Origin of the sequence: Psychrobacter sp. FME13, from assembly GCF_014861395.1 — a bacterium.
In the GTDB taxonomy this organism is placed as follows: Bacteria; Pseudomonadota; Gammaproteobacteria; order Pseudomonadales; family Moraxellaceae; genus Psychrobacter.
In genome coordinates this window covers 1-8,311 of sequence record NZ_RRYV01000142.1, presented here as the reverse complement: position 1 = coordinate 8,311, position 8,311 = coordinate 1, and the positions used below count along the sequence as shown (strand labels likewise).

The following is an 8,311-nucleotide window of genomic DNA, read 5'->3' as shown; positions in this document are numbered from 1 at the left end:
AAAAAAGCATGGCGTGATGAGTGCGGATATTATTTTGCCGACAGCATTGGCTGCTACGGGCGCTGATATTGATCGTAGTGATTTATGGAACAAAGCGGAGTTTGCCGAGAAGCGCAAAGATGCGCGAGTGGCTAGAGAATGGCTAGTCAATCTACCTTATGAATTAAGCGCAGAAGACCGAAAAGAGTTAGCGCATAGCTTCGCCCAAACCCTAGCCGACCGTTACGGCACGATTGCCGATTGCGCCATTCATGAGCCTACTCAAAAAGAGATTGATCGCGGTGCAGATCCGCGCAACTATCACGCCCATATCATGTTTACCACGCGCACCGCAGAGCTTGACGAAAATAATGAAATCACACTAACAGACAAAGCGACTATTGAGCTATCAGACAAAAAGCGGCGTTCACTTAGCATGGAACGCGTGAGCCATGAGATTAAAGACGTTCGCCAACTATGGGAGCAGATCGCCAACGAAAAACTGGCTGAGCACGACCATAAATTGATTGATAGTCGCAGCTATGCCGCGCAAGGGATTGATATTGAACCACAGCTCAAAATGGGATCAGTCGCTACTAAGCTGGAACGTGACAAATACGAGCGAGAACTAAGAAAAGCTGAACAAGCCAAAGCAGAAGGCAAGCATTACGAGATTGATAAAACGCCAGCAACACAGCTTGGCACTATCAACGAGATAATCAATGAGCGTAACGAGCTTGTGTGGGGCACTGAGCTTGCCAAAAATCAGCTGATTAACGATACCGCTGACCACATTATCAGCAAAGGTCACGACATCGAGCACATCACACCGCCGCAAATGGTCAGCGACTATGTACCCAAGCCGAGCATGAACACCGCAGCGGTAGCCGAACCTATCACAGCACCAACGCCAGACGCCCCCAAGCGCAACACTCATTCCCCTGCGGATATCGCAGCAGCGATGGCAATGGCTCATAGTGTCCGAGCAAAACGCGCAGAAGAACAAAAACAAAAGAATTTAGCATTGGCACAGCAGCGACAACGCACCCTTGCCGAACAGAACCAGCGTGAGAAGGCGATACGTGAGCGTATCGAGCAACAAAGGGCGGATAGGCTAAAGCAGCAGCAACGAGAGCAACACGCCCAAGCTGAACAGTTAGCGCTTGAAAATAAGCAGTTTGTTAAGGACAAAAAGCAGATGTACGGTTCGGTATTTGCTCAAGTAGCCGAGCAAGACATCGAAGGAATTGATAAAGACAAACCAGCAGGTATTCCCATTTTAGCGATTTCAGCAGCTAATGAGGTCATGCACAAGCTCAATAATTATATCGACGAACCAAGCACACCGCAGACTCAGCGTGAGCTTGCACAGGTTGAGCGTAGCACTCTAACCGACTTTGTGAGTGACAAATCGAAGGTAGCATTGAGTGAGATTAAAAGACTGCACTACACTGGCGACCGTAAAACGCACACAGCAGCCTTAAATACCGTCTTAAATGAATTTATAGGCAATCACAGCCAAACCGCAGATAAAACGCAGCAGCAAGCACTACAGAGCGCGCAAAGAGAGGTTGCAAACTACAGTAATGAGATTAACCGCAGTCGTGGTTTTGAAATGGGAATGTAAAAAATGTCAGATATGAGAAATCTTGAAGATTTACTGAACGCGGTATCCATACTGGTAGAGCATGACAGTGCACTCATAGAAAAACGAGAACAACAGGACAAGGCAACCGCAGCATTGGTAAAAGACCTAACCGCGCAGCTTAGAGATTATCAGCAGCGAGAGCAGCAGATTAAAAATGCTATTGCCACTGGTACGGCTACAGAAACTAGAAAAGCCGTTGGTGAGATACTTAATTATTATCATAATCAGCTGATCGAAGGCGTTGCCGGTGATGTTCAGCAAGCTAACGCACAGCTACAGAATACGGTAACTATAGCCACAACCAAAGTTAAAGAGTTATCAAATTTGTCAGCAGAGATGAAAAGCACCTTTGATACCAATTTTAAGAGATTGAAGCTATTTTCAGAGACTTTTGAGGAACAAAACAATAACTTAGCTAATGATGCAAAAAATACGTTGCTCAGTGTTAGAACTCAAGCTAAAAAAGGTGCAGAGCAATATACAAAAGAGTTATCAGATACCTTCGCTAAAGCCCTTAGCTGGAAAATTGCTAGTTTGTTGGGTGGTATCTGTGCTTGCATTATTGCGGCTACTTTATTTGCGATTTGGCTAATCGTACCTAGCAAAGTAGAAATTGCAGAGCGTCAAGCTGAATACAACAAGTTAGCAGCAGCTAAGATTGCTCACAACGTCATTAGAAACCCAACTGATGGTAAATATTATGCAATAGTTCAAAAAAACTCTTGTTTCATTAGTCCTAGAGATAATGAGCAATACTGTAAATTTAGATAATCTCTCTCATTAAATTTTGATCGAGAAGTTATTTCTTATTGCTGTACAAATCTTGCTAATTTTTATCAATTTTTCAATCAAACGTTTTATTAGGTTTTTATTTAATCTTGTTTGTTCTTGTTTACTCTTGTTTAAGAGCTATTTTTCCCCTTTATAATCAATAGGTTACACGACCAAAAAACACCTATTGAGCAAAGAAAACACCTATTGAGCAAAGAAAACACCTATTGAGCAAAGAAAACACCTATTGAGCAAAGAAAACACATAAAAAAAATTTTGTGATTTACATTTGTGTTTTTTATATAGGTAAGCTAGCATATCAGGCATTAATATTAATGCTGATAGGTTCAAATATGGAAAATAATTTAGTTGCACAATCTAATGCTTTAGTACTAGCAGCGTATGCTATGAGCACCAAAGAGAAGCAGCTACTATTCTCTTGTATCAGTCATATTGACAGTAGACCAGACGCTGTACAAATAACCAAACAGACAAAATTTACGATTACTGTTGAGCAGATAATGGACGTTTTTTACCATGATGGGAAAAAACAAAATATATATAGGGACTTAGAAACAGCGGCGGATAGCCTATTTGACAGGGAAGTAACAATACAACTTGATGGAAATAAAAGGTTGCGGACTAGATTTGTATCAGGCGTATTGTTTGATACTGATAATAACTTGATAACAGTTACTTTTGCAGAAGATATACTGCCGTACTTAACTCAATTAAAAGCAAACTTTACTAAGTACAGATTGATTGAAATAGCCGAGCTATCAAGTACGCATGCTATACGTTTGTATGAACTGATTGTCTGTTGGATCGGTCAGTACCAATATAGCAAGACCTTAGACCTTGAGGATTTTAAGTATGTTATGGGTGTATCAGGCAAGTACAAGCAGTTTGGACAGTTGAGAGAACGTGTCATAGATAAAGCGTTAGAAGAAATCAACGCTAATACTGAATATAAGATAACGGTTGATTATCGAAAAGTGAGACAGTCCTTTGTTAGCCTTACCTTAAAGTTTCATAAAAAATCTTTGGCGAGATTAGAGAACAAAGATGGCAGTTTATCAAACGATAAGATTGATGCGATAGTTAGAACAGAGCAGTTTGTAGCTGACTATAATAACTACCATCGTTTAAGCTATAACGCAAAAATGAATACTGATGATTTCAGGAGAGAGATGAAAGATTATCTAATAACTTATCCTGAAGATTTCACAAGAAGACCGCTAGAAGATTATTTGAAGTCCCCTAGTAAGAAGTAACAATACTGTCCAACCTTCATAGACCGTTATAAGTAGTTCTCTTATATCAGTCTATTTTAGGTGGTCTATTTGTTGTTTAAGCGGTCTGTTTGGATGGTTTCTTTAGGGTATGGTTGCAATCTCACTTTGGTTGGTGGTTAAAAACTTTGGTGCTAGCGCATCTAGGTCTTTTTTTACCTTACATTGTGTATTGCATTTCATGTGTTAATCTAAGTCATAATATTAAATTATGAGGTGGTCTGTTTGGAGCAGGTATTTCTACAGAGTCTAGAAAACTAGCCACATTTTTGGGCAACAAAAACTTATAATACTCTTTGAAAATGTAAGGCATATTGGAGTAGCGAGAATATTTATTGAAAATATTGTTCCACCCTGTTTGTCCAACTTTATTCTTAATATAATCATTATTGTCTATAATGTTTTTTTTATAACCAATAATTTGTAAAGGTAAATCATAATCTATCAATGCAAAAATTTCTTTCTTGTCATCAAATATTAAAAATGGAACATCTATATGTTGTGATGAAAAGCCCCAAATAACATCATCGTTAATATAACTGCATTCACCAAAACAACAAAGTTTAGGGTTTGTAGACGCTATAAAAAAAGGATTTCTTAAATTATCATTGATTAATTTTGAAATTATTGTTTCGGGTTCTAATCCGTCTTGAATTTCTTCGCCAAGCTCATATGGTATACAATAATAGTGATAATCTTCTATTATTCTCGGTTTCATTGATTCAGTATTGTAATTATTGCTACAGCCTTTAATTACTAATTCACTAATTGGATGTGTGTTTGCTTTATCTACTGTTAACAAAGTCACATCAACTTGATTTAACTCGTGTCTCTCTTTTCTCCAATTATCACTAAAGTACCATTCGTCACTATTTTCTGAATAGAATGTCATTGTGTATCTCCTTTGTGTGCTGGCTTTCTTTTACCAGGTCGACTGATCGAAAAACCTGGTTTGCCATTTGATCCTCTAGCTGGATAGGTAGAAACTTTTCTTCCATCAGGAAGTGTAGTTGTTGATGTCCCATTGTCTCTAATATCCTGTACAGCATCTTCGATTCCACCCAGTTTTTCAACCAATTCTTCTTGTGTACCAGGATATTTATAACCATATTCCCCATCATCGGATTTCTCTGAACCTTCAAAAACCTCATCTAATTCATCATTACCCGTTTTTGGTCCATCAGACGAAAATATACCCTGCACTGAATTCATTACAGAAGCGCCCATGACCATCTGTGCTGCACGAAAACCTTCCATAGTCTTATTAGCACTTTTCGCAGCATTTACAATAGCTTCACCAGAATCTTTTGAAGCCTCATAAATAGTCCCACCTACAACAGCTGCTGCACCTGCAGCTGCTTCAGCTCCGATTGCAACTGGAGCAAAAGCTGACAATTTACTAGGGTTATCAGCTAAATCATAGCTTTCCGTTAGATTACCGTCTTCATCATAATTATCAACCATTATATTAGACTCATACTCTTCCTCCCCACTATTACTCGCCCCCGGCGGATTAATCAGCACATCCTTACCAATGACTTTGTTCTCTTTTTCTGCTTGGGTAATGATGCTTGAACCCGTAATGATGATACTGCCATCAGCATTCATCACCAGCGATGATTTGCCCACCGTTATCTTAAACTCATCCCCTGCGGTAATACTATAGCTTTTACCCACAAAGCTTTTTTTGATCCGTCCTATCTGCTCGGTTTGCATGATGCCGACTGCGGTGTTCATGATGGTACCCACTTGGGTGGCATACCCTAAGCCTACCGTCACGGACTTGCCCAGTTTGACAAACTCAGTGTTGGTTCTATCAACGGTGAGTGAGCGGCTCTTGTTGATACTCTCTTTACGATCCTTTTTAACATTGAGAGTGTCGTTGCCTTTGACGGTTTTATCGCGGTTGCCTTTAATGGTGATCTGCTCGCTCTTATGGACGGTTTCAGTACGGTTGCCACCGATGTCTATAGTCTCGTTATCATCAACCCGCTCTTTACGGTTGTTATGAATGGTGATGGTCTCATCCAAGTCGACGATCTCAGTGCGGTTTTGATGGATGGTGATATGTTCGTCTTTATCGACTACTTCAGTACGCTTACCATGCACCGTTATGGTTTCGTCTTTGTCGATGATGGTGGTACGGTCGCGGTTTACTCTGCGGGTCTCATCGTTCTTCACTAGGGAGTTGAGGTCACGCTGGGCTTGGAGGTTGACCAGCTCAAAGCCGGCATCGTCATTGAACATGAGCTCGTTGTAGTTATCGAGCGGGGAGTTGAAGCTTTTAGACTTGATGCCGGACTTTTTAGCGGCTTGTGGGTAGCCCCATGGGGGTGGGTTGGCGCTGTTGTATAACCTGCCGATGACAATGGGACGGTCGCTATCACCATTGATAAAGTCAATGAGGACTTCTTCGCCTATTCTAGGGGTGTTGATAGAACCAAAGCTGCCGCCTGCTGATCCTTGAGCCACGCGTATCCAGTCGGAGCTTTTCTGGTTACGGGGACCGTATCTATCCCAGTGAAACTGTACTTTGATGTCGCCATACCCATTGGTATGGACTTCCTCTCCGGCAGGGCCAGTGACGGTAGCGCCTTGGGTGCCGATGATCTGCGGTTTAGGCGTGACTCTTGGCGTGCGGTACTGATAAGAGAGCGGTATAGCGGTAAAGGAAATACGGTAATGCGACTGCTGGGTGCCACTGGCATAGCCGGCTTCTTTAAAGTCGTATTCGCTATGGATGATCAGGTGCTCAGTGTTAGCCGCATCATGCGGATGACGGGAGAGCTTAAAGATATGACCGGGGGCGATGGTGAGTACGTTACCGGCGGCAGTGATACGTTTGCTTTGAGCATTGTAGTCTTGAGATCGCACTTGCGCGTAGCTTGCGGCGTCCTCTTTGGCGCTAAAGCCAGTATAGAAGTCATAATGCTCGGTGGTAATACCACCAAGCTCATGGGTGCTCATGTTGTAATCAAGTTTACGGTTAGCAAGCTTGTAGCTGTGATCGTTGACGTTGACTTTCTTAGTGGCAAGCCTGTCGCTTTGCTGCCAGATGTCGATGTAGTTCTTGTCGGGGGTGCCTGGGGTGACGGCTGAGTGATAGGGTATGGTGGCGCGGCCTTGAATGGGGCTATGGGCACTATTGTCATCGACGATGATGAGGGTGTTGTTGCCCTCGGTATGAGTAAAGTAGTAGTACAGGCCTTCTTGTTCAAATAGTCGGTTGAGATAGTTAAAGCTAGTTTCTTGGTACTGGGTGCTATGGCCGTACTTGCGGTAGCTGTTTAAGCACTGTATCTCATAGGGGAAGCCAAACTCGTCTAGGATGGTGCGGGTAATCTCAAGGATGTCTTTGTCGACAAAGACGCGGCTGTCATGACGCTGGGTGAGATACCACATGTTAGGCCGCATGATGCAGGTGTAGAGGTGATAGCTTTGCTCGTCCTCATCTTCACTAAGATAGCCAAAGTCGGTGACCAGACCATTTAAAACCCGCTCGCCGCCTTTGGTGTCGATGGTGACAGCGATAGTCTGACCGATGATGTCGGTGGCGGCAAGGTTTGGGTTTTTACTGGTGAGAACGAGACGATACTCATAAAGACTAGAGAGACCTTCCACTCCCTTTAATTCAACAAAGGACAATTCGCGACCAAAGGGGGTGTAAATGGCGATGGTGCGCATGGGGCTCCTTATATAGAGTGATAGGAATTAAGATATAAAAAGGATGCGGGTTTAAAAAGCATCTTTATGTATAACTCTAATGATAAACTTATGGTTGGTATAGAGTGTAGCGCTATGTGCAGATATTGTCATGTGTTTTAGGAAACTCCTACATACAGAGCCTTTCATAACAATATATGACCGCATATCACTCAGCTATGAGCCTTAGCGCAGATTAATTATCGGTCTTTGTACCCCTAACCTCATTCACTTGAGCCTTTAAATTTTTAATAACATCACCCATCAATTCCTTATCTCCCTGTCTCGTTAGAAACGTCTGCAAATTATCAGCAGTATATTGTGCTAGCCCATCTACTTTATTAGTCTCTAGTATCTCAATCATAAAAGCACCAAGTAGTATTTTTTGCCGTGTTAGCTTCTTATCTAACTTCTGCTTCTCTCTATTTATCTTAAGTTCAAGCTCATTAATCTTCTGCTGCTCTTTTAAATCATTACCACCAAGCAAGCTCATAACTTTCTCCTAAACTACTATTTTTTCATTTTTCGACTATAGCAAAATAACCATATCCTAACAATCAGTTGTGATATAGTTAATTGACGGATGTCTGCGTCCCACTGACTAAGTGCGAGTTTTCGACTTTACAAATGTTTATCCCTATCGGTCACACATTTATAAAATCAAAACATCGGCAGGGGTAAACCCCCACACCCCCAGCACTACGAAAAGACGTCGTGCAAAAAACTGAGCTTGTAGAAATGGCTATTTTCATCGCATCGACCAAATCAATATCACGAGGCAAGGGACAAAGTGCCGTTGCCAGTGCGAGCTATCGCGCAGGGGTTGAGCTTGAAGATAAGCGCTATGGCAAAACTCATGATTACTCAAAAAAGCATGGCGTGATGAGTGCGGATATTATTTTGCCGACAGCATTGGCTG

At 42.0% G+C, this 8,311-nt stretch carries 7 protein-coding genes; 4 read left to right on the top strand and 3 right to left on the bottom strand.

Annotation, left to right across the window (positions count from 1 at the left end; all coding sequences use genetic code 11):
* The 3 genes from EI164_RS13000 to EI164_RS12990 form a co-directional block, all read left to right on the top strand.
* On the top strand, positions 1 to 1,606 hold a 1,606-nt coding region (locus tag EI164_RS13000), incomplete at its 5' end, for a MobA/MobL family protein (RefSeq protein WP_192520374.1).
* 3 nt (positions 1,607 to 1,609) lie between these two features.
* Positions 1,610 to 2,398: a hypothetical protein gene (locus EI164_RS12995; RefSeq protein ID WP_192520373.1), complete on the top strand. Its 789-nt coding sequence runs from the start codon at positions 1,610 to 1,612 to the stop codon at positions 2,396 to 2,398.
* Positions 2,399 to 2,751: 353 nt separating this feature from the next.
* Complete coding sequence (locus EI164_RS12990) at positions 2,752 to 3,672, top strand: replication initiation protein (protein WP_192520372.1); 921 nt, start codon at positions 2,752 to 2,754, stop codon at positions 3,670 to 3,672.
* Positions 3,673 to 3,886: 214 nt separating this feature from the next.
* Here EI164_RS12990 and EI164_RS12985 read toward each other — a convergent pair whose 3' ends face one another.
* The 3 genes from EI164_RS12985 to EI164_RS12975 form a co-directional block, all read right to left on the bottom strand.
* Entirely contained in the window at positions 3,887 to 4,582 is a 696-nt protein-coding gene (locus EI164_RS12985) for a hypothetical protein (RefSeq protein ID WP_192520371.1), read from the bottom strand.
* Entirely contained in the window at positions 4,579 to 7,374 is a 2,796-nt protein-coding gene (locus EI164_RS12980; RefSeq protein ID WP_192520370.1) for a type VI secretion system Vgr family protein, read from the bottom strand. Before EI164_RS12980 ends, EI164_RS12985 begins: the two co-directional genes overlap by 4 nt.
* Before the next feature lie 214 nt (positions 7,375 to 7,588).
* Positions 7,589 to 7,885 carry a mobilization protein MobS gene (locus EI164_RS12975; protein ID WP_192520369.1) on the bottom strand — a complete coding sequence of 99 codons (297 nt, stop codon included), beginning with the start codon at positions 7,883 to 7,885 and terminating at the stop codon, positions 7,589 to 7,591.
* A 245-nt stretch (positions 7,886 to 8,130) separates the two neighbouring features.
* Between EI164_RS12975 and EI164_RS12970 the strand changes: the two genes are divergently transcribed.
* On the top strand, positions 8,131 to 8,311 hold a 181-nt coding region (locus EI164_RS12970), incomplete at its 3' end, for a MobA/MobL family protein (RefSeq protein ID WP_192520368.1).

Excerpts from the sequence above, each read along its gene's own strand:
- EI164_RS12980 (WP_192520370.1), bottom strand. The coding sequence starts at position 7,374 with ATGCGCACCATCGCCATTTACACCCCCTTTGGTCGCGAATTGTCCTTT.
- EI164_RS12995 (WP_192520373.1), top strand. The coding sequence starts at position 1,610 with ATGTCAGATATGAGAAATCTTGAAGATTTACTGAACGCGGTATCCATA.
- EI164_RS12975 (WP_192520369.1), bottom strand. The coding sequence starts at position 7,885 with ATGAGCTTGCTTGGTGGTAATGATTTAAAAGAGCAGCAGAAGATTAAT.
- EI164_RS12985 (WP_192520371.1), bottom strand. The coding sequence starts at position 4,582 with ATGACATTCTATTCAGAAAATAGTGACGAATGGTACTTTAGTGATAAT.
- EI164_RS12990 (WP_192520372.1), top strand. The coding sequence starts at position 2,752 with ATGGAAAATAATTTAGTTGCACAATCTAATGCTTTAGTACTAGCAGCG.